At 59.7% G+C, this 22,606-nt stretch carries 22 protein-coding genes; 15 read left to right on the top strand and 7 right to left on the bottom strand.

The genetic code is table 11. From position 1 onward, the window contains the following. Positions 1-48: 48 nt before the first annotated feature. The gene (locus AC8GFZ_RS13260) at positions 49-249 is read left to right on the top strand and encodes a zinc-finger domain-containing protein (protein WP_506645380.1); all 201 of its coding nucleotides are present in this window, start codon (positions 49-51) and stop codon (positions 247-249) included. 72 nt (positions 250-321) lie between these two features. After that, the gene (gene waaF, locus AC8GFZ_RS13255) at positions 322-1,440 is read left to right on the top strand and encodes a lipopolysaccharide heptosyltransferase II (protein WP_506645379.1); all 1,119 of its coding nucleotides are present in this window, start codon (positions 322-324) and stop codon (positions 1,438-1,440) included. Positions 1,441-1,463: 23 nt separating this feature from the next. Here waaF and AC8GFZ_RS13250 read toward each other — a convergent pair whose 3' ends face one another. Next, complete coding sequence (locus AC8GFZ_RS13250; RefSeq protein ID WP_506645378.1) at positions 1,464-2,462, bottom strand: NAD(P)H-dependent flavin oxidoreductase; 999 nt, start codon at positions 2,460-2,462, stop codon at positions 1,464-1,466. Between the two features lie 9 nt (positions 2,463-2,471). Next, complete coding sequence (locus tag AC8GFZ_RS13245) at positions 2,472-3,845, bottom strand: AmpG family muropeptide MFS transporter (protein WP_506645377.1); 1,374 nt, start codon at positions 3,843-3,845, stop codon at positions 2,472-2,474. A gap of 54 nt (positions 3,846-3,899) precedes the next feature. Here AC8GFZ_RS13245 and AC8GFZ_RS13240 point away from each other — a divergent pair, with 54 nt between their 5' ends. Next, positions 3,900-4,763, top strand: coding sequence for a M48 family metallopeptidase (locus AC8GFZ_RS13240; RefSeq protein WP_506645376.1), 864 nt, complete (start codon positions 3,900-3,902; stop codon positions 4,761-4,763). A 5-nt stretch (positions 4,764-4,768) separates the two neighbouring features. On the opposite strand, the gene AC8GFZ_RS13235 is transcribed toward AC8GFZ_RS13240, so the two are convergent. From AC8GFZ_RS13235 to AC8GFZ_RS13225, 3 genes are all read right to left on the bottom strand, one after another. Further along, entirely contained in the window at positions 4,769-5,974 is a 1,206-nt protein-coding gene (locus tag AC8GFZ_RS13235) for an ATP-binding protein (protein ID WP_506645375.1), read from the bottom strand. 145 nt (positions 5,975-6,119) lie between these two features. Then, positions 6,120-6,824, bottom strand: coding sequence for a hypothetical protein (locus AC8GFZ_RS13230; RefSeq protein ID WP_506645374.1), 705 nt, complete (start codon positions 6,822-6,824; stop codon positions 6,120-6,122). A gap of 92 nt (positions 6,825-6,916) precedes the next feature. Next, positions 6,917-7,555 (bottom strand): MBL fold metallo-hydrolase, encoded by a 639-nt coding sequence (locus AC8GFZ_RS13225; protein ID WP_506645373.1) that lies wholly within the window; start codon positions 7,553-7,555, stop codon positions 6,917-6,919. A 152-nt stretch (positions 7,556-7,707) separates the two neighbouring features. Between AC8GFZ_RS13225 and AC8GFZ_RS13220 the strand changes: the two genes are divergently transcribed. The 9 genes from AC8GFZ_RS13220 to AC8GFZ_RS13180 are packed head-to-tail and all read left to right on the top strand — an operon-like array spanning position 7,708 to position 18,941. After that, positions 7,708-9,279, top strand: a complete 1,572-nt coding sequence (locus AC8GFZ_RS13220; protein ID WP_506645372.1) for an ABC transporter substrate-binding protein — start codon at positions 7,708-7,710, stop codon at positions 9,277-9,279. Next, positions 9,279-10,298 carry an ABC transporter permease gene (locus AC8GFZ_RS13215; protein WP_506645371.1) on the top strand — a complete coding sequence of 340 codons (1,020 nt, stop codon included), beginning with the start codon at positions 9,279-9,281 and terminating at the stop codon, positions 10,296-10,298. The genes AC8GFZ_RS13220 and AC8GFZ_RS13215 overlap by 1 nt, the downstream gene beginning before the upstream one ends. After that, on the top strand, positions 10,295-11,188 hold the full coding sequence (locus tag AC8GFZ_RS13210; protein ID WP_506645370.1) for an ABC transporter permease: 894 nt from the start codon (positions 10,295-10,297) through the stop codon (positions 11,186-11,188). Before AC8GFZ_RS13215 ends, AC8GFZ_RS13210 begins: the two co-directional genes overlap by 4 nt. Then, positions 11,185-12,162: an ABC transporter ATP-binding protein gene (locus tag AC8GFZ_RS13205; protein ID WP_506645369.1), complete on the top strand. Its 978-nt coding sequence runs from the start codon at positions 11,185-11,187 to the stop codon at positions 12,160-12,162. The genes AC8GFZ_RS13210 and AC8GFZ_RS13205 overlap by 4 nt, the downstream gene beginning before the upstream one ends. Then, a complete protein-coding gene (locus AC8GFZ_RS13200) occupies positions 12,159-13,166 on the top strand; it encodes an oligopeptide/dipeptide ABC transporter ATP-binding protein (protein WP_506645368.1) in 1,008 nt (335 codons plus the stop codon). The genes AC8GFZ_RS13205 and AC8GFZ_RS13200 overlap by 4 nt, the downstream gene beginning before the upstream one ends. Before the next feature lie 18 nt (positions 13,167-13,184). Beyond that, the gene (locus tag AC8GFZ_RS13195) at positions 13,185-14,105 is read left to right on the top strand and encodes an amidohydrolase family protein (RefSeq protein WP_506645367.1); all 921 of its coding nucleotides are present in this window, start codon (positions 13,185-13,187) and stop codon (positions 14,103-14,105) included. Further along, entirely contained in the window at positions 14,102-15,655 is a 1,554-nt protein-coding gene (locus tag AC8GFZ_RS13190; protein ID WP_506645366.1) for an FAD-binding oxidoreductase, read from the top strand. Before AC8GFZ_RS13195 ends, AC8GFZ_RS13190 begins: the two co-directional genes overlap by 4 nt. Next, positions 15,652-17,355: an alpha/beta hydrolase gene (locus AC8GFZ_RS13185; protein ID WP_506645365.1), complete on the top strand. Its 1,704-nt coding sequence runs from the start codon at positions 15,652-15,654 to the stop codon at positions 17,353-17,355. Before AC8GFZ_RS13190 ends, AC8GFZ_RS13185 begins: the two co-directional genes overlap by 4 nt. Before the next feature lie 56 nt (positions 17,356-17,411). Further along, positions 17,412-18,941, top strand: a complete 1,530-nt coding sequence (locus AC8GFZ_RS13180) for a class I adenylate-forming enzyme family protein (RefSeq protein ID WP_506645364.1) — start codon at positions 17,412-17,414, stop codon at positions 18,939-18,941. Here AC8GFZ_RS13180 and AC8GFZ_RS13175 read toward each other — a convergent pair. Both AC8GFZ_RS13175 and AC8GFZ_RS13170 read right to left on the bottom strand, forming a co-directional pair. Next, positions 18,938-20,203, bottom strand: coding sequence for a TIGR03862 family flavoprotein (locus AC8GFZ_RS13175; RefSeq protein ID WP_506645523.1), 1,266 nt, complete (start codon positions 20,201-20,203; stop codon positions 18,938-18,940). The two genes, AC8GFZ_RS13180 and AC8GFZ_RS13175, sit on opposite strands and share 4 nt — an antisense overlap. Beyond that, the gene (locus tag AC8GFZ_RS13170; protein ID WP_506645363.1) at positions 20,203-20,994 is read right to left on the bottom strand and encodes an exodeoxyribonuclease III; all 792 of its coding nucleotides are present in this window, start codon (positions 20,992-20,994) and stop codon (positions 20,203-20,205) included. Before AC8GFZ_RS13170 ends, AC8GFZ_RS13175 begins: the two co-directional genes overlap by 1 nt. Positions 20,995-21,005: 11 nt before the next feature. On the opposite strand from AC8GFZ_RS13170, the gene pyrE reads away from it, so the two are divergent. The 3 genes from pyrE (at position 21,006) to AC8GFZ_RS13155 (ending at position 22,530) form a co-directional block, all read left to right on the top strand. Further along, positions 21,006-21,707 (top strand): orotate phosphoribosyltransferase, encoded by a 702-nt coding sequence (gene pyrE / locus AC8GFZ_RS13165; protein WP_506645362.1) that lies wholly within the window; start codon positions 21,006-21,008, stop codon positions 21,705-21,707. A 179-nt stretch (positions 21,708-21,886) separates the two neighbouring features. Continuing rightward, complete coding sequence (locus AC8GFZ_RS13160; protein ID WP_506645361.1) at positions 21,887-22,123, top strand: antitoxin; 237 nt, start codon at positions 21,887-21,889, stop codon at positions 22,121-22,123. Continuing rightward, positions 22,123-22,530 carry a type II toxin-antitoxin system VapC family toxin gene (locus AC8GFZ_RS13155; protein WP_506645360.1) on the top strand — a complete coding sequence of 136 codons (408 nt, stop codon included), beginning with the start codon at positions 22,123-22,125 and terminating at the stop codon, positions 22,528-22,530. The genes AC8GFZ_RS13160 and AC8GFZ_RS13155 overlap by 1 nt, the downstream gene beginning before the upstream one ends. Positions 22,531-22,606: the final 76 nt, after the last annotated feature.

Below are 22,606 nucleotides of genomic sequence, written 5' to 3'. Positions count from 1 at the left end.
GTGTGTTGACCCACATCTTTTGCCCCACGACCCACAAGGATGCCTGACATGAAAGCGCCGATTGAATTGCTGGCCAAAGACCTCAACGGCCACGGCGGCGTGTTCTGCCCCAACCCCAAAGCCGACATGAAGTTGTGGAACAGCCACCCCAAGGTCTACCTGGATGTGGCCCACACCGGCCACGCCAAGTGCCCGTACTGCAGCACCGAGTACCAGCTCAAAGACGGCGAGCACGTTAGCGCCCACTGAGGCGTTGATCGCCTTGCTGCATCGCTCGACCCCTGGCTTCATGGCCCTCGGCTTGGCCACAGGCCGCCCCCCATGACCCGCTCTTTGTTCATCGCCCCGCAGTGGATTGGCGACGCCGTCATGAGCGAGCCGCTGCTGCGCAGCTTGCACATGCGCGGTGAGGTGGTCACCGTGGCGGCCTTGCCTTGGGTGGCACCGGTGTTTCGCGCCATGGGCGCGGTGGCCGCCGTCATCGAGCTGCCTTTCCAGCACGGCGGTTTGCAGTGGTCGGCGCGGCGCGCCATGGCGCGCCAACTCAAAGGCCAGTTTGACCGGGCCTATGTCGGCCCCAATTCCCTCAAAAGCGCGCTCTTACCGTGGTGGGCGGGCATTCCGGTGCGGATCGGCTACCAAGGCGAGGCGCGCTGGGGCGTGCTGAACCGGCGCTTGCCCAACCCGCCGCGCAACCAGCGCCCGCCCATGGTGGGCCACTACCTGGCCTTGGCCCAAGTCGATGCACCCGCCCACCTGGGCCCGGCTGGCGCGGGCGACTGGGCCAGCTCGGTTTTGGGCGCCACCTCGTTTCAGCCTGGCGCCGGACAGGACAGCGCCATGGGCTTGCGCGCCCCGCGGGTGGACCCGCGACCGCGTTTGCAGCGCAGCCCCGCGCAAATGAAAGCCAGCCTCCACAGCTTGGGCCTGGAGGCGCAGGCCTATGTGGTGATGGTGCCGGGGGCCGAATACGGCCCGGCCAAGCGCTGGCCGGCGGCTCACTTCAGCGCCCTGGCGCGCTCATTGGGCCTGCCCACCGTGCTGATGGGATCGGCCAAAGAGGCCGCGTTGTGCGACAGCATTGCCGCACCCGTCAATGCCGAACAAGCCCAACAGGTGCGCAACCTGGCTGGGCAAACCGACTTGCTCAGCGCGATGGACGTGATGGCCAGCGCCCGGGCCGTGGTGAGCAACGACTCGGGCTTGATGCACGTGGCTGCGGCTTTTGGGGTGGCGCAGGTGGCTTTGTTTGGCTCGTCCAGCCCAGAGCACACGCCCCCGCTCAACCCCCAAGCCCAGGTGCTGTGGCTGGCCCGCGACGACACCTACACCCCAGCCCTCAACTGCGCCCCGTGCTTTGAGCGCCAATGCCCACTGGGCCACACCCGCTGCTTGAACGACATCAGCCCGGAGCGGGTGCGGCAGGCGTTGGGGATGTGAGGATGCTTTTTGTTCCAACCAACTCAAACGCGGATGTGCACCGCCTGCGCCGTGATGCGCGCGATCAAGTCGTGCGCCGCGGGCAGGTCGTGGATCAGGCCGGTGGCTTCGCCCACCGTGGCGTGGGCGCGGTCAAAGTCACCGGCTGCCACGCCGGCTTGGTAGTCGGCGCGGGCGGCTTCTGGGTCGGCGCGCAAGGCGTCGATGCGGTCTTCCCATTGGCGGTGCAAGCCGTTGCGGATGGCGCGAAAGTCGTAAGGGGCGGGCCAATTTTTTTGGCGCAAGATGTCAAACACCGCGCTGCGGGCGGTGCCGTCGCCATCGGTGACCACCGCTTGTTGTTTGGCCGCTTCGCTGGCCAGGCTTTCGCGGCTGGCCCACAGGCGCGAGCCAATCAACGCGCCGTCGGCTCCCAAGGCCAGCGCCGCCGCCAGACCGCGTCCATCGGCCACGCCACCGGCGGCCAGCAGCAGGGTGTGCGGCGCGTGGGCGGCCAGCCAATCGGCGGCCTCGGGCACCAGGGCAAAGGTGCCACGCCCCAGTTGGGCGTTCATGCCATGGCCGCCAGCTTCCATGCCTTGCACCACCAGCACAGCTGCACCGGCTTCCACTGCCCACGGAATTTGCGCCAGGCTTTGCACTTGGCAGATCAGCGGCACGCCTGCCGCTTGCAGCCGGGCGCGGTAGGGGCGCGGGTCGCCAAACGACAGCATGATGGCCGCTGGTCGATGCGCTTGTTCCAGCATGGCGTCCAAGGTGCTGGCGTCTTTATCCAAACGCCAGGTGATGAAGCCGCAGCCAAAGCGCGCCAAGGCCTCGGGCTGGCCGCTCAAAGTTTGTAGCGCCAAGCGGTGTTCGCGCAGCGTCCAATCCAGCTCGCCATAACCCCCGCCCAACAAGCCCAGTGCGCCGGCTTGGGCGCAGGCCGCGCTCAGCGCGCCGCCGCTGGCCAAGGCCATGGGGGCCAAAGCGATGGGGGTGGTCAGGCCAAAGGCCTGGGTGAAGCGGGTGTGCAAATGCATGGCGAGGTCTCAAAAAGGCAATGGGGTTTGGCTGTTGGCTTTGGGCGCGGGGTCATCGCTGCGTTGCGCGCGGCTGGCCAGCCACACCAGCACCAACACCGGCAAGCCGAGCAAGGCGGTGCTGATGAAAAACGCCTCGTAGCCCCAAGCGTCAACATACTGGCCCGAAAAGCCCGCCACAAATTTGGGCAGCAGCAGCATGAGCGAGCTGAACAAGGCGTACTGTGTGGCCGAGTACTGCACGTTGGTGAGCGACGACAAATAGGCGATGAAGGCCGCCGAGGCAATGCCGCTGCTGAGGTTATCGGCCGAGATCACCCAAATCAGCGCGGTCACATCGTGGCCGTGTTGGCCCAGCCAAGCAAACAGCAAGTTGCTCAGGGCCGACAACACAGCGCCGATCATGAGCACGCGCATCACGCCCCAGCGCAGCGCCATCGCGCCACCCACAAACGCACCCAACAAGGTCATCACCACGCCGTACACCTTGGTTACGGCGGCCACCTCTTCTTTGGTGTAACCCATGTCGACATAAAACGGGTTGGCCATGATGCCCATCACCACGTCGCTGATGCGGTAGACCGCGATCAGCGACAGCACCAACACCGCATGCCAGCGGTGGCGTTGCCAAAAGTCGGCAAACGGTGCCACCACGGCGGACTGCAACCATTCGCCCACATTGCGCGCGGGCGCGATGGCCACGGGTGCAGGCTCTTGAGAAAACGCCACCGTCACCAAACCCACCACCATCGACGCGGCCATCACCAAGTAAGCGGCTTGCCAAGCCAGCTGTTGGTAGCCGCTTTGGCCCACGGCCTCTTGGTGGGCGGCGATCCACAGCACGCCAGCGCCGGCCCAAATCATGGCCAGGCGGTAACCGGTTTGGTAGCTCGCGGCCAGTGCGGCTTGAAGCCGTGCATCGGCCGATTCAATGCGAAACGCGTCCAGCGCAATGTCTTGCGTGGCCGACGCAAACGCCACCACCAAAGCGCACACCACCAAGGGCGTCAAGCCATCGCGCGGGTCTTGCCAGGCCATGCCCGCCACCCCGGCCATGATGGCCAATTGCGACAGCAGCAGCCAACTGCGCCGCCGCCCCAGCCAAGGCGTGAGGAACGGCAGGGGCAAGCGGTCCACCAGGGGGGCCCACACCCACTTGAAGCCATAGGCCAAACCGACCCAACTGAGGTGGCCAATGGTGCTGCGGTCAATGCCCGCTTCGCGCAAGCGAAAGCTCAGCGTGCCCAGCACCAACAGCAAAGGCAAACCCGCGGCAAAGCCCAGCGCCAGCATGCGCAAGCTGGCCGGTTGGCCATACACCTTCAGCGTGTCCCACCATTTCACCGGTGCCACCGCAGTGGCTGGACTTGATGTATCGTTCATGGCCCCTATTGTGAAGGGCTTGCACAGCAGTACACCACCATGGCTGGAGGCCTCATGAAACCCACCCCAATGACCGTTGATACCCACCGACGTGGTTTTTTGCGCGGCTGCGCCTTGTGCGCGGCAGGCGCGGGCTTGTTCTCACCTCTGGTGGTGGATGCCCGCGAAGGCGTGGAGGTGGGCAAAGAGTCGGCCTTTGCCAAGCTGGTGCCGGCCGAAGAGGTCGAGGCCACGGCGCGCCAGCAGTATCAGCAAATGCTCAAACAAGCGGCCGAAAAAAAGGCCTTGGGCCCGGACAACCACCCCGAGGTGCTGCGCCTGCGCGGCATTGCCCAGCGCATCATCCCGCACAGCTACGAGTGGAACCCGCGTGCCCGCGAATGGAAGTGGGAGGTCAACCTGATTGGCTCCAACCAAGTGAATGCGTTTTGCATGCCTGGGGGCAAGATCGCTTTCTATTACGGCATCTTGAAAAAACTCAACCTGAGCGACGACGAAGTCGCCATGGTCATGGGCCACGAGGTGGCGCACGCGCTGCGCGAACACGCCCGCGAGCGCATGGGCAAAACCACCGCCACCCAAGGCCTGTCGCGCATTGGTGGTGCGCTGGTGGCGGGCATCTTTGGCATCGACCCACGCATCACCGACATGGTGGCCCAGCAAGGGGCCAATTTGCTCACCTTGAAGTTTGGCCGGGAAGACGAATCCGAGGCCGACCTGATCGGCATGGAGCTGGGGGCCCGCGCCGGTTTTGACCCCCGCTCGGGTGTGACGTTGTGGGAAAAAATGAGCGCCAACAACCAAAACGCCCCACCCGAGTGGATGAGCACCCACCCCTCGGGCAACAGCCGCATCCAAGAAATGCAGGCCAACATGGACAAGGTGCTGCCTTTGTATCAGCGGGCCAAAACGCCTTGAGTGGGCTAATGGGCCTTGAACACATTTGCCAATTCCAGCACAGACGCCACGCTGACCGCATAGGCCGTGTCGGTTTGCAGTGGCCATCCTTGCGCCACCGGGGCCACGACGTAGGCCGCGTCAACGCCCACGTCGGTACAAGCTTGCCAAAAACCTCGGGTGACTTTGGGTGCTGCGGAAAACTTGATTTCAAAGCCCACTTTGCGGCGGCCCCAAGCCACCACCACATCCAACTCGGCCCCGGCGGCGGTGCGGTAAAAACCAATGTCTGCGCCAGCAGGGGCCATGGCGCATATGTGCTCGATCACCAAACCTTCCCATGACGCGCCTGCGCTGGGGTGTCCAGCCAAAGCGTTCAAGTCGCTGATGTGCAACAAGGCATGCAACATGCCGCTGTCACGAACGTACACCTTGGGCGACTTCACCAGGCGCTTTCCCAAGTTGACAAAATGCGGTTCCAAGCGGCGCAACATCATGGTGTCAACCAAAGCGTCCAGATAGCGACCCACCGTGGTATGTGAAATCCCGCCCAAAGCGCCTGCAATTTGTGATGCGTTGAACAATTGCCCGTGCAAGTGCGCAGTCATGCGCCAAAACCGCTGCAAGGTTTGGGCGGGCACATTCAGGCCAAACTCGCGCAAGTCACGGTTGAGAAAGGTGGCCATGAAATCTTGCCGCCAAGCCAAAGACTGCGCATCCGTGGCCGCGGTGAAGCTCAAGGGAAAGCCGCCGCGCAACCACAACTGTTGCAAGGTGTTCAGATCAGTGGTGGCGGCTTGAGCGTCTGGGGCGAGCGGCATCACCTCACTGGCCAAAAAAGGCGTGAGCTCCAAATAACTCACCCGCCCGGCGAGCGATTCAGAGCTTTGTTGTAGCAGTTGGCCAGAGGCCGAGCCGAGCAACAAAAAACGCCCTGCGCGGCGGTCGGCGTCAATCTCGGGGCGCAATTGGGCAAAAAGTTCAGGCACGTACTGCACTTCGTCCAGCACCAGCAGGCGGTCTCGGTGGGCCGCCAAAAAACCGCTGCCCGCGCTTAACTTGGCGCGGTCGGTTTCAAGCTGCAAGTCCAGGTGTAAAGCGGCGGGATGCGCTTGGGCCATCGCCTTGGCCAAGGTGGTTTTGCCCACCTGACGGGGGCCCAGCAGCACCAAGCCGGGCGAATACGACAGCCGTTCATGTGCCGATTGAAAAAGGGCGCGAGAGATGTCCATTGGCAACACCGATATAATTTAACCTTGCATTTTGCCTGTTGAATGGGCAAATTGCAAGGTTAAATGGTGGCAAACCAGCTTCCAAGGCCATGTCGGTCGATGTGTTGCCGCATAACCAGCGAGCCAAGCCGCCCAAAGAGGCCGCTTAAAACACGTAGCCCAAACCGATTTTGATCACCGGCAGGCCCGGCAGTTTGGATGCGTCGTCGTTGAGTTTCTGTTGCTGGGCGGCAATGTCGGCCTGGGCTTGCGAAGTGCTCAGCGCCGTTCCCGTGCCGCTCAAGGTCGCTTTGGGCGAGCCAATGGCCAGCCCCAGGTCGAGCACAAACTTAAAGCCTTTTTCTAGCGGCTTGCCCAAGCCCCAGCCCAGGCCCACATAAGGCATGAAGCTGGGAAACTCAAACTTGCCGCTGAGTTGGTCGTTGGTGATGTTGTAGGTGGTGTTATTGACAGTGATGGTGGTGGCCGACGCCGGCGTGGCCAACATCTGGGCACTGGGCGATTTGAGCAAAGCCCCCACCGTGCCCCGAAACACCCCAGAGAAAGGTCGGTAATCGGCGTACACCCCCAACGTGCCCAAGCTCAGGTCCAGGTTGTAGTTGGTGCCGTCTTGGCTCAGGCTTTGGCTGCGGGTGTAGGTAGAGATGTCAGCGCGCAGGCTCCACTTGTCAGACCAGCCATGCACCACCCCCACCCCCCAGCCGTTCAGCCCCAAGGTGGTGTACATGCCCCAGGTTTTTTGCGACGCCTGCAACTCGTCTAAGGCGGACACCGTGACGGCAGAGGGCGCTGCTTGCGCCATGGCCAAAGCGGGGGCCAGCAGGAGAAGGGGGAGGTGTTTCAGGTTCATGGGGTAAGTCGAGCCAGTGCCCTTGGTAAATCGAAGGGAGCCAGTCTATCAAGGACAAAGGATTCGATTGACAAAAGCTGGCAGGACATGCGTTACGTCCCACCCACATAAGGGTTGCTGCGCCGCTCACGGCCAAAGGTGCTCTCGGGGCCATGGCCGGGGATGAACACCGTGTCGTCGCCCATGGGCCACAGGCGTTGGGTGATGCTGTCGATCAAATCTTGGTGGTTGCCTTGGGGGAAATCGGTGCGGCCAATGCTGCCAGCGAACAGCACATCGCCGACAAAAGCGCGCTGTATTTCGGGCGAATAAAACACCACGTGTCCTGGGGTGTGCCCTGGGCAGTGGCGCACCTGCAAAGTGTGCGCCCCCAAGGTAACGGTGTCGCCGTCACTCAGCCAGCGGGTGGGTGTGAACGCGCGTGAGGGTGGGAAACCATAGTTGGCCGCAGCGTCTTTCAAACCATCAATCCAAAACTGATCGCCGGGGTGTGGCCCGATGATGGGCAATTGCAAGGTCTCAGCCAATTCAGCGGTGCCACCCGCGTGGTCGATGTGCGCATGGGTGATCCAAATCGCCACCAATTTGACGCCCAGTTGTTGGCAAGCGTCTTGGAGCACATCCAGGTCGCCACCCGGGTCGATGATGGCCGCGGTCATGCCCTCGTCCTCCCAGACCACCGAGCAGTTTTGTTGAAAGGGCGTGACGGGGATGGTTTCGTAGTGCAGCATGGGTGTTGAGAGCGAGACAAAAGCCAACCAGATCAACCAGGGTTGGCAAACATCGCAAGATGGGCCGGGGTTGTGATTGTTGCAGGCTCGTAAAAAGTGATAGCTGTTGTAAGCGTTGCAATGCATAGAATGGCCTTTTTTGGAGCATCCCCATGATGAAAACGTTTGCGAAGGCGATGGTTTTGGTGCTCGGCTTGTGGGCAACACTGGCCACACAGGTCGTGGCGCAAGAAAAAACCTTGGTCATGGCCATGTCGGCCACCCCCAAAGGCTTTGACCCTGACATTTGGGTGCCCGGTCAAATTGAGGCGGCGGTAAACCTGTATGAAGGCTTGACGCGCTACGGCACGCGAACCGGCGCCAATGGCAAGTTGGAAGTGGACCCGTCAAAAATAGAACCCCACTTGGCCGAGAGCTGGACCGTTTCGCCCGACGGTAAAACTTACCTTTTCAAGCTCAAGCGAAATGTTCGCAGCCCCTTTGGCAACGAGCTGACAGCGCAAGACATCGTGTGGACGTATGAAAAGTCGGCGGTACAAAAGCGCACGGGCCAGTTCATGCGCACGGCTGCGCGCATCGACAAAATAGAAGCGGTGTCTAAATACGAGGTGCGTTACACACTGAGTGACGCCAACCGCATTTTTTTGGGCGCGCTGACCTTGCACTTGCCCGCCATTTTTGATTCGGTCGAAGCCAAGAAACACGCCACGCCAGAAGACCCCTACGCCACCAAGTGGTTGGCCTTGAACACGGCTGGGTTTGGCCCCTATCACTTGCAGACGCTTCAGGGTGGGCAGCAGGCGGTGTTTGTGGTGAACCCCAATTACGCCTTCAAAAAACCCTATTACACAAAAATGATTTGGCGGGAGGTTCCCTCCCCTGCCACCCGTGTGGCGTTGATTCGCACCGGACAAGTGCAGTACGCAGAGCAAATCCCTTTTCAGCAGTTGACGGCATTGCGTGCCGACAACAGCGTCAAGGTGGAAAGCGTCCCAGGGTTTGGTGGGGCCACGGTGCGGATGAACCCACGTTACCCGCCATTTGACAAGGTCAAGGTCCGTCAGGCCGTGGCTTATGCGACCGACTACGCGGCCATTGGCGAGGCGGTGTTTCTGGGTCAGGGCACGCGCTCGCGCTCCATGCTCAACTCGCCCATTGCCGGTGCAGTCAACGCCTACAAATACGAGACCGACTACAACAAGGCCAAACAATTGCTGGCTGAAGCGGGCTATCCCAACGGCGTGGATGTGACCTTGGAATACAGCACCAATTGGTGGTGGGAAGAGCCCTTGGTGCTGCAAATGCAAGCTTCCTTGGCCAAGGCCGGCATCCGCGTCACGCCCAAAAGAATTCCATCCACCGAGATGTTGGCCCGGCGCACCATCAATGTGTGGACAGTACCGTTTTTGACCCATTTGACATCGAGCTTTGTGCCCGACCCGTCCTACAACATGTTCCTGACCGCGCATTGCCGGGGCTCGTCCAACGTCAACGCCAACTGTGACGCCGCCATGGACAAGCTGATTGACGCGTCTGTCGTTGAGCGCGATCAAAAAAGGTGGTTGTCTTTGTTAGAGCAAGCGCAAAACCTGCAGGCCGACTCCGCCACCTTCGTCGAAACGTTTTTACCGGGCACCCATGAGGTTTTCGCCGCCTGCATGAAGGGTTACGTGTGGAAACCCCACAACCGACTGGTGTGGAAAGATTTGAGTTGCGGTTCTTGATGGGTGAGACAGGCGCTCGCATTGCCAAATTCCTGCTGATGCGGGTGGCGGTGTCGGTGCCTGTCATATTGGGGATTGTTTTTTTGACCTTCATGCTCATCCGCTTGGGTGGGCAAGACCCCGTGGCGATGTTGGCAGGCCCGATGGCCGATGAGGCCATGTTGACGGCCCTCAGGGCTCAGTTGCAACTTGATCAACCCTTGCTGTTGCAATTTGGGCATTACATGCTTCGATTGGCCCAAGGGGATTTGGGGGTTTCATGGCAAGGCGGCATTCCGGTGTGGGGCGAAATACTGCATTTGTTTCCCGCCACTTTGGAGCTGGTGTTGTTGTCGGTGGGCCTGGCCACGCTGATCGGCGTGCCCATTGGCATGCGAGCTGCCACACACCCCAACGGATGGTTTGATCAGATTTCCCGCTTTGGCTCGCTGGCAGGCTTTTCGATGCCCACCTATTGGATGGGTTTGATGGCCATCTTCGTGTTTTTTTATGTTTTGCGTTGGGCCCCCCCGCCCATGGGGCGTTTGTCGATCGAGGTGGTGGCACCAACGGTCGTGACGGGCAGCATTTTGGTGGACTGCATGTTGGAGGGCAATTGGCGTGCCTTGGGCTCAGCCTTGGCGCATTTGGCATTGCCGGTGGCCTGCTTCACCCTCTTGGCTGCGGCCCCGACGATCAAGCAAAGCCGGGCCATTTTGATTGAGATCATGAACAGCGACTATGTGCGCTATGCCCGCGCCAATGGGTTCTCCAAGGCGACGATCCGAAAAATGGCCTTGCGCAATGCGGCCACGCCGTTGCTGACGTTTTTGGGTTCAGAGCTGACGTCTTTGCTGGCGGCAGCGGCCTTGGTGGAATACATTTTTTCTTTGAGTGGCTTGGGCCAATGGGGATTGAACGCCATCTTGCTGGGCGACTTTGCGGTGGTGCAAGGCTATGTTTTGACCTTGGCGCTTTTTTCGGTTTTTATTTTCATGGTCATTGATTTGATCGTGATGCTTTTGGAGCCACGGCGATGAACCCATCCGTGACAACAGTGGCCGCTTCACCCACCCACCGCCATTGGTTGGCCTATCCGCTGGGGCTGGCAAGGCGCAGTCCCACCTTTGTCGTGGGCTTGGGCATCGTGGTATTTTTTTTGCTGCTGGCGGTTTTGGCCCCCGTCATTGCCCCATTCAACCCGACCCAGTCTTTCTCGTATGAGGTCTTGCAAGCCCCCAGTGGTCGATTTTTCTTCGGCAGTGATGGCAATGGCATGGATGTTTTTTCGCGGGTCATCTATGGCAGCCGTTACGCCTTTGGCATTGCCATTCCCGCCGGGCTGATCATGATCGGCATTGGCATGCCTTTGGGGCTGTTGGCGGGCTACAAGGGCGGCTGGCTGGATGAGGTGTTGCTGCGCACCTTGGATGTGTTGCGTGCATTTCCCACCATCATCTTGGCGCTGGCCGTGGTGGCGGCAACGGGCCAAAGCTTGGTCAGCATGGTGGTGGTCATTGGTTTGCTGGACAGCCCTATCTTTGCGCGGGTGGTGCGGGCAGAGGTGTTGACCTTGCGGTCATCGACCTTTGTGCAAGCGGCCATTGCTGTGGGCAATCCCGCTTGGCGGGTGATGTGGGTGCACATCCTGCCCAATGCCATCTTGGGGGCGACAGCACAGCTGCCCATGCGAATGGCGTGGGCCGTGCGCATCAGTGCCACCTTGGCTTTTATCGGCGTGGGCATCCAAGCACCCACGCCGGAGTGGGGCGCCATGATCCGACAAGGTGCCGAATATGTGATCACCGGTGAATGGTGGGCGGCGTTGTTTCCTGGCTTGGCGCTGATGACGCTGGTGCTGGGGTTTAACCTGTTGGGCGACGGCCTGACGGACTTGTTGGACCCCAAACGCAGGGGTGTTGGCAAATGAGTTTGCTATCGGTGGACAACCTGCATGTTCATTTCATTGCCCGGGGCATCAACAACCAACTCCGAACTGCCAAGGCCCTGAATGGGGTGTCGTTTGAATTGGAGCCCGGACAAGTGCTGGGCTTGGTGGGCGAGACCGGTGCGGGAAAGTCATTGACCGCCTTGGCTTTGTTGGGTTTGTTGCGCCCACCTGCCCAAGTGGTGGCAGGAAAGATTCAATTTGAAGGTCAAGAACTGGTGCTGTTGGACAAACCCGGTGGAGGGCCCGCGCGTGGCAAAAGCATCACCTTGATACCGCAGTCGCCCAAAACGTCCCTGGACCCCACGGCCCGCATCGGAGAGCAGCTCATTCGCATCCAGCGTGAACACGGCCAGACCGATATGGCCAAAGCGCATGCCAGGGCCATCGAGATGTTGGAGCAAGTCCAAATCCCAGACCCTGTGCAACGCATGAAGGCCTGGCCCCATGAGTTGTCGGGGGGCATGGCGCAACGCGTTCTGATTGCTGCGGGCCTGATCAACTCACCGCGTTTGGTGATTGCCGATGAGCCGACCACGGGATTGGATTTGACGGTGCAAGCCGAAGTGCTGGACATCTTTAAGCGCTTGGTGTCTGCCAACGGCATGAGCGCCATCATCATCACCCACGATTTGGGCATCGTGGCCCATTATTGCGACCGCATGGCCGTCATGTTTGCGGGAACCATCATTGAAGAAGGGCCGGTGGGCAAGGTGTTTGCTGAGCAAAGGCATCCCTACACCCAAAGCCTGATTGCTTCAACCCCCAAGCAAATTGCGGTGCATGGGTTTGCCAGTGCGGTGGGGTCGCCGCCCAACCTATACGACTTGCCCAGTGGTTGTATTTACAAAGATCGATGCCCCAAGGCACAAGCCGTTTGTGACGCGAGCTTGCCCACCCTTGAGATGGGCGCAACGCACCGCGTGCGGTGTCACATACCGAACGGCAAGCCATGAATCGCCCATTGATCGAACTGCATGAGGTGGTGAAAAAGTTTCCGGCAGATGGGGGCGCTCAGGTCACGGCGGTGGACCGTGTGAGCCTGAGCATCCAGCCGGGTGAATCGGTGGGGTTGGTGGGCGAGAGTGGTTCGGGAAAATCAACCCTGGGATTGCTCATGACCCGCTTGACCCCGGTCAGCTCAGGACGGATCCATTTTGATGGGCAAGACATCACCCACTTGTCGGACGAACAGATGCGCCGGCTTCGTTCGCAAGTTCAAATGGTTTTCCAAGACCCCTGGGGTGCATTGAACCCACGCATGACGGTGGGCCGATCCATGGCGGAGCCCTTAAAGCTGCACACATCATTGAGCGAAACCGAGCGAAAGCAAGCGGTTCATGCGTTGGCTGAGCGGGTGCATTTGCCCATGGCGTCGCTCAATCGGTTTCCGCATGAGTTGTCGGGCGGGCAGTTGCAGCGCGTTTGCATTGCCCGCGCGATCGCATCAAAGCCTCGCTTGCTGGTGCTCGACGAGCCCACCAGTTCACTGGATTTATCGGTTCGTGCCGGCATATTGGAACTGTTGGATGCCATCCGAAAAGAAACCGGCGTGGCGCTGCTCTTGATCAGCCACGATTTGGAAACAGTTGAGTTGATGACACAGCGATTATTGGTTTTGTATTTGGGCAAGGTGGTCGAGCAAGGACCCACCCGAGAGATTTTCAACAACCCCGCGCACCCGTACACGCAAACGCTGATGTCGGCGCATTTGCCCGCCGACCCCAAGGCGGTTTTGTCTCGCCTGCCGACTGTGGGAGAAATACCCAGCCCGTTGAACTTGCCTTCTGGGTGTTTGTTTTCATCGCGTTGCCCGTTGGTGCGACCGCAATGCCAGCAGGTTTTCCCTTCATTTTTCACCCTCAACGGCGGACCCGCACATGCCGCAGCCCATGACGTCGCTTGCAACCGCGTGCCAGACGCAACGAATTGGTTGTCAAGCGCAGCGCAAAGAAGTTAAAACACCAGGAACCCATCCATGAACACGCCCATTCAATCCAGTGCGCCCCATGCCTACCCCTTCAAACCCGAAAACACCAAAAGGGGGTACGGGGCCATTGACATCGTGGTCAACATCTATACGCCCGAGGCGATTGCAGAAAACCGCATTCCCACCGACGCCAACTTCATTGACAAGGTGAGGCTCAACTCGGCTTACAGCAACGGCGTGACCATGGAGCAATACCTGGAAAAAATGGATCGCGCAGGCATAGAGCGCTCATTGCTCATCGCCACCCGCTGTGGCGATTTGCGGGTGCGCGGCTCGACTGAAATTCCGTATGAATGGGTGGCCGAAATATGCGCCAAATACCCCGATCGTTTTTCTGGCTTGGCCGGCTTGGACCCGACCCGAGGCATTGCGGGTTTGAAAGAGTTGGACGTGGCGGTCAAGACATATGGTTTTGTGGGTGCGCATTTTTACCCACATTGGTTTGACGAGGCACCCGACAGTGCGGTCTGGTATCCCTACTACGCCAGGTGCGCCGAATTGGAGATTCCCATCATGATGCAAGTGGGGCACTGCCTGGTGTACCAAAAGGACCGCAGGCTGCCAAACGTCGGGCGCCCCATGACGCTGGACCGGGTGGCCATGCATTTCCCCGAGCTGAATTTGATTGGCATCCATCTGGGTTACCCATGGACCGACGAGATGATCTCGGTGTGCTGGAAGCACCCCAATGTGTACATGGCCGGGGACGCTTATGCGCCCAAACACTGGCCGCCCGCCGTGATTCACTATGCCAACAGCTATGGGCAAGACAAGTTTTTGTTCGGTACCGACTGGAAAGTCATTGACCCCGAGCGCGCCATGTCCGACATCGACAACTTAAATTTTCGTGAACATTCGTTGCGGAAAATTCTTCGCGACAACGCCATGAAACTTTTCAAACTCCCATGAGCCACCCACTGCCCACGGCGCTTTTAGACGCGCTTGCCGCCATTGTGGGCAAGGGCGATTTGTTGCTCGACCCCGTGAGCTGCGCCGCTGCTGCCGCCGACATCTTTGTGTGGCCTGATGCTGTGGCAGCGCAAGCGGTGATTCGCCCTGGGTCCACCGAACAAATGTCGCAAGTGATGCAAGCCTTGGCCCAAAGCGATGTGGCGGTGGTGCCGCGTGGTGCTGGCCTGTCATACACCGCGGGCGTGGTGCCGGCGACGGCGGCCGTGGTGGTGGATTGTTTGCGCTTTAAACAAATACAAGTGTTTGCGCAGGACATGTACGCCATCGTCGGTGCGGGCACCACTTGGCTGGAGCTTTACGAGGCCCTCAAACCCCTTGGCTTGCGTGCTGCACAAATCAGCCCCATCTCTGGCAGCCACAGCACCATTGGGGGCGCCGCATCCCAAAACCTGCCTGGTGGTTTGGAGCACTTCATCGGGCTGACGGTGGTGCTGGCAGACGGCACGGTGGTGACCACGGGGTCGGCGGCCAAAAGCGGGGCCAATGCGTTCGCCCGCTATGCAGGGCCTGACCTGACTGGACTTTTCCTGGGCGACTGCGGTGCTTTTGGCATCAAAACCGAATTGGTGGTTCGCCTCACCGTTGAGCGAGAGGCCGCCTTTGCCTCTTTTCAATTCGACACCCATGAGGACATGTTGGATGCGCTGATTCACTTGCGCCAGCGGGAGTTGGTGACCCGCGCTTTGTCCATGGATCAGCTCAAAGCCAAATCGGCCACCCAAGTGGATGTGGGGGAGGCCTTGGGTGTGGCCAGGGCGGTGATCGGTGAATCCAAGTCGCTGGGTGGGGCGATCAAAGACCTGACCCAATTGGCGTTTGGCAGAGGTGAACTCCAACGGGCCAAGTGGTCACTGCATTTGACGGTTGAGGCGGCCACAACAGAGATGGCCGAATCGCAAATGGCCTTGGCCCGGGGCGTGTGCCAGGGCAAAGGACAAGAGATCGACAACATGATTCCCAAAGCGATGCGGGCCAAACCCTATTCCATCAGGGGTTTGGTGGGCCCAGAGGGTGAGCGCTGGGTGCCTGTGCATGCCATATTGCCGCTCACGCGGGCGCAGGCGTGCATGCGCGATTTGGTGGCCCAACTCCAAAGCCATGAGGACCAGTTTCAAGCGGCGGGGGTGTTTTACTCGTGGATCATTTCCACCTTGGGGGCGTACATCACGATTGAACCCATGTTTTATTGGAAAGACCAGTTGGACGCTGTCCACATGGCGCATTTGTCACCCCGCAACCAAGACCGGTTTTCCAGCTTTGAAGTGAATGAAAAAGCCCGAGCATTGGTGGCGCAGGTGCGCGAGCAACTGCGCCAGACCATGGGCGAACATGACGCCGTGCACGCCCAGATGGGCCGGTTTTATCCGTACCTTTCGGGTCTGACGCCGGGCACGCAAAGCCTGGTGCGGCATATCAAGACAGCCCTGGACCCCCGTGGGGCATTGAACCCCGGGGTTCTCGGTTTGAATCGAGGATCCAACCCGTGACGACAGCCGACATCCAAAAACACTTTGTGACGGTGAAAAACCGGCGCGTCCATTATTTGCGTTGTGGGACTGGGCCGGTGCTGGTTTTGTTGCACGCATCGGCTTGCTCTGCCAAGGTGATGCGCGATCACATGGTGTATTTCGGACAAAAGTTCACCGTGATCGCCACCGATACCCCGGGGTTTGGTTTGTCTGATTTGTTGCCGATCGAGACGGTCACCACAGAAGATTTGGCCGATGCATTGGCCGACACCTTGGACGCCCTGGGCATTGCGCAGGTGGCGGTGTATGGGCGGCACACGGGTGCGCAAATCGCTGTGGAGTTTGCGGCCCGGCATCCCCACCGTTGCGCCATGGCGTTATCTGATGGGTTCCCCATCTATACCCTGCAAGAGCGCGAGCGCAGGCTGTCGACTTACCTTCCGCCGATAGTTCCCAGCTTTGATGGCAGCCATTTGCTTTGGCTGTGGTTTCGCTACCGGGAGCAACATGTTTTCTGGCCTTGGAACGCGCAAGACGCGGCACACCGTGCAGACACCGATGTGCCGGATGTGCATTTTTTGCATCGCGGTGTCGTCGAAATGCTCGAGGCGGGTGATGGCTATCGGATTGGTTATGCCACAGCCTATCGGCATCGGGGCGTGGACGCCTGTGCCGATTTGAAGGTGCCGGTGTGTTTCGCGGGGCGCCCGGGCGACAGCCAGGGGCACACGCCCCAAATGATGCCTGCTGGTTCGTGGACACACATGCTGCCCAGGGACAAGCACTCGTCCATGCCTGTGGAGTTGGAGATTTTGCTGCGCCATGTGCCCCAAGGTGTGGCGCCGATAGCGCCAGTTTGCTCAGACATACCTGGGCGCACAACCACGCAGTACATCGACCTGGATGGCGCGCAGATATTGGTGCGCAGCATGGGCAACATCCATCAACAAGCTCCCTTGGTGTTGTTGCATCACGCGCCCGGATCGTCCGCGCTGTTGGACGGGTTGTTGTGTGCTTTGGGTCAATACCACCCTGTCCTGGCATTTGACCTGCCAGGCCATGGTGAATCCAATCCGATGGACGGCGAAATGCAGGATGTGGGCCATTGGGCACAAACCAGTGTGAAGATATTGGCGGCCTTGGGGGTGGATGCGTTTCACCTGTATGGGCACAACACGGGTGCCATGTTGGCGGTTGAACTGGCCCATGTGGTGCCCACCCGTGTCAAGAGTTTGGTCCTCGATGCGCCTATGTGCCTGACCCCAGATCAGCGCACCCAATGGACGCCCAAATGGTTAGAAGGTGTTGACCCCGTGTCACCCACATGGGATGGCACGCATTTGCTTCGCATCTGGCACATGCGCCGTGACATGGGTTTGTGGTGGCCTTGGTTTGAAAAAAACCACGCCCATCAAAAAACAGGGGCGCTGCACATGGACCCCCAGGCGGTGCATTTGGAGGTGCGGGAAATGGTCAAGCAAATGTCTTCCTTTGTGCCAGCTTGGCGTGCAGCCTTGGCGTATCCCATGGGCGAAGCCCTGGCCAAGACGCATCAGGCCTGTTTGATGATGTGCGCCGACAAAGACCTGTTTCAACCCTGTTTTGAGCAGGCCGTGACTGCTCGTTCAGATGCCAAGGCACTGCGTTTGACGGGCGATGAGAATGCCAAGGCCGAAGCGATTTTGGGGTTCATCCACGCCCAGCCGACCGCGCATTGAAAGCGATGGCAGTGAAGGGTCAATTGACGACGTTGCGATTTTTTAAAGACCAGAACATGCAAACCCCCATCAGAAACGGCGCATCCAAATCGATTTTGATTGCCGATGGCATTCGCGCATCTTCTTTGCGCACACCCCACAAGACGGCCATCACAGAGTCATCCAGATCCTTGACCTACCGGCAATTGATCGACCGAATTGACCGCGTTTCGAACCTGGCCCATGCTGGATGGGGGCTGCGCCATGGGGACCGCGCTGCCTTGATGATGCGCAATCGTCTGGAGTACATGGAGCTGGTCTGCGGCTTGTCGTCGGCCGGTGTGGCTGTGGCCACCATTGGGCCGGCATCTGCGATGCCCGAGGTGCGATTTTTGTGTGAAGACGCCGGCGCACGGGTGTTGTTTGTGGACGCAGACCTCAAGGACTTGGCCATGGCCAGCATCCCCGCTTGTGTCGAACGCGTCATCGTGATGGGCGATGAATATGAGGCGCTGCTGAAAAACGCATCCAACGCCATATTGGATGTGGGTGTGACGGAAAACGACATTTTTTCCATTCCCTACACCTCGGGCGCCACAGGAAGGCCCAAGGGGGTGATGCTGTCGCACCGGGGGCGCGTGCTGGCTTGTTACGCCATGGCCTCTGAGCATGGGGCGTATGGCCCCGATGATCGGGCCGTCGCCACAACACCCATGTTTCACGGTGCGGGTTTTTTGATGGCCTTGGTGCCCATATTTTTTGGGGGCTCCGTTGAAATCATGCCCAAATTTGACATCGAGCGCTTGATGTCCACCATTGAGCGCACGCGTGCCACCAGCACTTACATGGTGCCAACGCATTTTGCAGCGCTGTTTTCTGGGGATGCCAAGGCCAGGTCGTATGACACCTCGTCGCTCAAAGCGCTGATCTCGGGTACCGCACCCCTGGCGCAAAGCATGAAGTCAAAAATCATTGACCACTTTGGCGATGGCGTTTTGTTCGAACGCTATGGAACCACTGAGACGAATATCGTCACCGCCTTGAGGCCAGCAGACCAATTGCGAAAAATTGCTTGTGTGGGCCAGTGCTTGCCGGGCACGTACATCCAAATTTGGAACGACAACGGTGAGGTGGCCAGCAGCGATACGGTGGGTGAATTGGCCGTGGCCTCACCCTATTGTTTTGCGGGGTATCACAACCTGCCCGAGGCCACTGAAAAAGCCAAAAGGGGAGACTGGTTCATCACCGGGGACTTGGCCAAGATTGACGACGAGGGGTATTTGTACATTGTTGACCGCAAGAATGACATGATCATCACCGGCGGTGAAAACGTGTACCCCCGAGAGGTGGAGGAGTTGTTGCTCAGCAACCCATCGGTGGCCGAATGTGCGGTGGTTGGAAAGCCCGATCCCTATTGGGGCGAAGCCATCCAGGCGTTTGTCGTTGCCAAACCAGGCCTGACCATCACCGCACCAGATTTAACGGCCTTTTGCCGTGCATCCTTGGCGCCATACAAAGTCCCCAAAGGGATCCATTTTGTGAGTGCACTGCCGCGCAACAGCATGGGAAAAATATTGCGCAGAAAATTACGCGACGACTTGGCTTAGTGCCGCAAAAACCCCAACACCCCTTGCCCCGCCACATGGCCACTGGCCCAGCAGGCGGTGAGCAAGTAGCCGCCGGTGGGGGCTTCCCAGTCGAGCATTTCGCCGGCGCAAAAGACGCCGGGCAGTTCGCGCAGCATGAGTGCATCGGTCAATGACGCAAAGCCCACACCGCCCGCGCTGCTGATGGCCTCAGCGATGGGACGTGGCGCATGCAGGGTGATGGGCAAGTGGCCAATGGCTTGGGCCAGCAGGGCAGGGTTGTTCAAGGTTTCTTTGGCCAGCACTTCGTGCAGCAGTGCGGTGTGCAATTTGGTCAGGCCCACACGGCTATGTAAATGGCTGCTGAGAGTGCGCGACCCGCGCGGGTGCGCCACCTCTTGGCGCATGCGCTCGGGCGTGAAGTCGGGGCGCAGGTTCAGGTGCAGGGTGGCGCTGCCGTGGCGTGCGATGGCGTCGCGCAAATGGCTGGATGCGGCATAAACCAAGCTGCCCTCGATGCCAGCTTCTGTGATGATCATTTCGCCCACGCGATCAAACACCACAGCGCCATCGACTGCAAATGACAAGCCCACGTTTTTCAGCACCTGGCCGGCGAAGTGTTGGCGCAAATGCGGGCTCCAGCCCAAACGCTCGCCCACGCGCACATCAAAACCGCAATTGCTCGGTTGCAAAGGGGCCACGACCACACCTTGTTGTGCGAGCCACGGCACCCAAGCGCCATCAGACCCCAAGCGCGGCCAACTGCCGCCGCCCAAGGCCAGCACCACGGCCTGGGCTTGGGCGACTTGCTCGCCGTGGGGTGTGTCAAAACGCATTTGCCAGCCTGTGTCGGTGGGGTGGAGGTCACCCAGCCAACGGTGGCGCATGTGGAAGCTCACGGGCACGCCCTGGGCGGGGTGGCGCAAGCGGTGTAACCAAGCGCGCAGCAAAGGCGCGGCTTTCATGTCAGCAGGAAACACCCGCTGCGTGCTGCCGACAAAGGTGTCGATGCCCAAGCCATGCACCCATCGGCGCAACTCGGCGGAGCCAAAGTGGTTCAGCCAAGGGGCGATGGTGTCGGCGCGTTCGCCGTAGCGCCCGGTGAACAGCGACAAGGGTTCGGCATGGGTGATGTTGAGCCCACCTTTGCCCGCCAGCAAAAACTTGCGCCCCACACTGGGCATGGCGTCATACACATGCACGGCCACACCGGCCAAGCTCAGCACTTCTGCGGCCATCAGGCCCGCAGGCCCGGCGCCGATCACGGCCACGCTGGGCGGCATCACCAGGTCATCTCGTAGTCGATGCTCAGGGGCGCATGGTCAGAGAACTTTTCATCTTTGTAGATGTGGGCGCTGCGGGCCAATGCGGCCGTGGCCGGTGTGGCCAAGTGGTAGTCCAAACGCCAACCCACGTTGTTGGCATAGGCTTGGCCGCGGTTGCTCCACCAGGTGTAGCAGTCGTCGGTGGTGTCGGGGTGCAGTTGGCGGTACACGTCCACCAAGCCGCCGTCGGTGGTGAGGCGCGTCATCCAAGCGCGTTCCTCCGGCAAGAAGCCGCTGTTTTTTTGGTTGCTGCGCCAGTTTTTGAGGTCAATGTTGTGGTGGGCGATGTTGATGTCACCGCACAGCACAAACTCACGCTTTTTCTTCAGAGCCGCCAAATGCGGATCAATGGCATCCAAAAACCGGTACTTGGCTTCTTGCCGTTCAGGTCCCGAAGACCCGCTGGGGAAGTAGGCGCTGATGATGGAGAACTTGCGTTGCGGTGTGTCAAAGCGCAGCTCCACATAGCGGCCTTCGCTGTCGAACTCGCCGCCGTCAAAGCCCACCACCACTGTGCTGGGGCTGTGGCGGGTGTACAGGCCCACGCCCGAGTAGCCCTTTTTTTCGGCATATTGAAAGTGGCCGTTCAAACCCGCCAAGGAGTCGAACTGGCCCACCACATCGGCGGCTTGGGCTTTGACTTCTTGCACACAAATACAATCGGGTTTGGCTTTTTCAAGCCAGGCTTCAACCCCCTTGGTGGTGGCAGAACGGATGCCGTTGAGATTGAGGCTGGTCAGTTTGAACAAGGTTTTTTCCCATGACAACAAGTGCGCAGACCAGCACCGCGCTGGCCCAGTCGTTTGTGCAATTCTCGCTGGATTGTGGCGTGCTCAAGTTTGGCAGCTTCAAAACCAAGGCCGGGCGCATCTCGCCTTACTTCTTCAATGCCGGCTTGTTTGACGATGGCGCCAAGCTGGGCCACTTGGCCGCTTGCTATGCACAGCGGCTGCTCGACAGTGGCATGGCGTTCGACATGATATTTGGGCCGGCCTACAAGGGAATCCCTTTGGGCGCTGCGGTGGCGGTGGAGTTGGCGCGTTTGGGCAAAACCGTGCCGTTTGCCTACAACCGCAAAGAGGCCAAAGACCACGGCGAAGGCGGCAGTTTGGTCGGCGCGCCATTGAAGGGTCGGGTGTTGATCGTGGACGACGTGATGAGCGCAGGCACGGCCGTGCGCGAATCCATCGCACTGATCCAAGCCGCTGGCGCCACGCCACATGCCGTGGTTATCGCTTTGGACCGCCAAGAAATGGCCACCGAGGTGCAAGCCGATGGCCGCGTGCAAGACGTGCCCTACAGCGCGGTGCAATATGTGCGCGAGCAATTGGGCTTGCAGGTCTGCGCCATCGCCACCCTGGATGACCTGGTGGGTTATTTACAGGGGCAAACCACCCCCGGCATGGCCGAGCATCTGGCACAGGTGCAGGCTTATCGCGAGCGGTATGGGGTGGTGGCTTAGGGCGGGCTCTATGCCCAGAGGTTCGCGGTGAAGCGCAGACGCAACCCAAGGTTTTTCACCAGAGGACAGAGCGTCTTTAGCGGGGAACCGAAGCCGCAGAAACAGCCATCTTGTCGCGCCCTGTTTGAGCGAATCGCGACATCTGATAGGATGTACGTGTGCACACACCAGGGGCCTTCATGACCACCACCCGATTGTTCAAAAACGGCAATTCACAAGCCGTTAGGATTCCTGCAGAACTTGCGTTTCCCACCAGCGACATGGAGCTGGTGATTGAGCGCGTGGGTGAAGAGCTACGTATTCGCCCTGCACAGCGCCGAATGGGCAATGTCATGAAGGTGCTTTCAAGCTTTTCTCCCAACTTCATGTCAGAAGACAGGGGCAATCAGGAGCAAACCGATCGTGAGGCCCTGTGATGCCTCGTTACATGCTCGACACCAACATCTGCATCTACCTCATGAAGCACCAACCACCTGAGGTGGCAGAACGGTTTGCACAATGTTATGTCGGCGATGTGGTGATTTCCGCCATCACACAGGCCGAGTTGGAATATGGCGTTGCATGTTCGGGCACTCAACGAGCACGCAACCGAAAAGCCTTGGACGCCTTCTTGCAAGAGGTGCCTGCCGCACCATTTGATGGTGCGGCCGCGGCTGTCTATGGCCCTACCAGGCTGGCCACACGCGAGAGACAACGCGATGCGCTGGACAAATTGATCGCCGCACACGCCCTAGCCCTGGGCGTCACCCTGGTCACCAACAACGTGTCAGATTTCGCGGCCTATTCGAAGCTGAAGGTGGAGAACTGGGTTGGGGGGCATTGATCGTTCAAGAAGCCTATCCCTGCTTATTTAATTGGCCAGGATCAGGTAAGGTGACCGCGAGTGGCGCTCACCGTTT

This window comes from Limnohabitans rimovensis (SeqCode) (assembly GCF_965234775.1).
Classification (GTDB): domain Bacteria; phylum Pseudomonadota; class Gammaproteobacteria; order Burkholderiales; family Burkholderiaceae_C; genus Limnohabitans; species Limnohabitans rimovensis.
This window is presented reverse-complemented; position numbering and strand designations above follow the sequence as displayed.